The sequence below is a fragment of the Okeania sp. genome (genome assembly GCF_983059655.1).
In genome coordinates this window covers 5,303-6,585 of record NZ_CEZPJD010000428.1, presented here as the reverse complement: position 1 = coordinate 6,585, position 1,283 = coordinate 5,303, and the positions used below count along the sequence as shown (strand labels likewise).

At 37.6% G+C, this 1,283-nt stretch carries 2 protein-coding genes; one reads left to right on the top strand and one right to left on the bottom strand.

Annotated features, from left to right (window positions below; genetic code table 11):
• The coding region (locus AC3DU7_RS21025) for a hypothetical protein (protein ID WP_488041252.1) at positions 1–192 on the top strand (192 nt) is incomplete at its 5' end.
• A 254-nt stretch (positions 193–446) separates the two neighbouring features.
• On the opposite strand, the gene sufD is transcribed toward AC3DU7_RS21025, so the two are convergent.
• Positions 447–1,283 (bottom strand): Fe-S cluster assembly protein SufD (gene sufD / locus AC3DU7_RS21020; protein ID WP_488041251.1); only part of this gene is annotated, 837 nt, incomplete at its 5' end.

The window sequence follows — 1,283 nt, the reverse complement described above, 5'->3', positions numbered from 1 at the left end:
TCTATTAGATATAGCGCTGTGCGCAGGCAACAGGCAACAGGCAACAGGCAACAGGGGGAAGAAATTGCCGAGAATATAAGACTTTTAGCTATTTGGCCTTTCCTGCAATTTGTAAATATACCAGCGCTCATTGCTATAGATGTTGACTCAAAATATTCCTGGCAATTTTCCAAGATTATCTTTATTCCATGACACAAGTCTAAATCTACTTTTACAGCTTTTACAGCAGTTTTGGAGTTGATAAAGTACAAAGTTTTACGAATTTAGGGAATAGGGAATAGAGATTAGTATTAAACTGTACCTCACCCTTCCTCAAAAGTTCTGTAAACCTACCTTCTTCCTCCTTCCTTCTTCCTTCCTTCCTCCAAAGTATAACTATTTAACCGGACATGATATTACTTGATTGTTTTGATAATATTCTGACTCCTGACTCCTGACTCCTTCTTTTAAACTTTACAAGCAACACATTGTTTTAAAATATTTTGCAAAGAAGGTAGGGGGAATTTGTTAATAATTTCTGCTGCAAAAGCATCAATTAATAAGTTACGACTTACTTCTTCATTCAAACCTCGACTTTGTAAATAAAACACTTCATCATCATCCAACTGACTAACAGTTGCACCATGGGAACATTGGACATTATCTGCAATAATTTCTAACTGCGGTTTTGTATCAACCCTCCCACCAGAAGAAAGTAACAAATTACGATTTAACTGAGCTGCATTAGTCAACTGTGCAGTTTGAGAAACATAGACTTTGCCATTAAATATAGAATGTGCTTTGTCATCAACAATAGACTTATAAAGTTGGTCAGTCACACCGTTAGGATGATTCAAAATAATGGCACTGTGAGTATCCGCTTCTTGCTCATTCCCAATAAATGCCAAACCATAAAGATTAGTTTCTGTACCCTCTCCCATTTGAGAAACTTCCAAGTTATGACGAGATAACCTTCCTCCTAAATGGATAGCATTGCAAGTATAGCGACTATTCTTAGCTTGAGCGATCGCTGTTTTGCCAATATGAAATGCTGCACCTGCATCTCGTTGTACCCGGGTATGATTAATTTCGGCATTTTCCTCTACCCATATTTCTGTCACTGTATTTGTCAAATAGGGTTTAGAAGTGGGTGCTTCTGGGCAAATAACTTCTGCTGTAACACAATGCTCAATTATTTTCGCACTACTACTACGCTCCGCTACTACCAAACAACGACGCTGAGTCAAAATCGGAATTTCGGTCTGAGTCGCAATAAATAATAGATGTATTGGTTTTTCTACAAC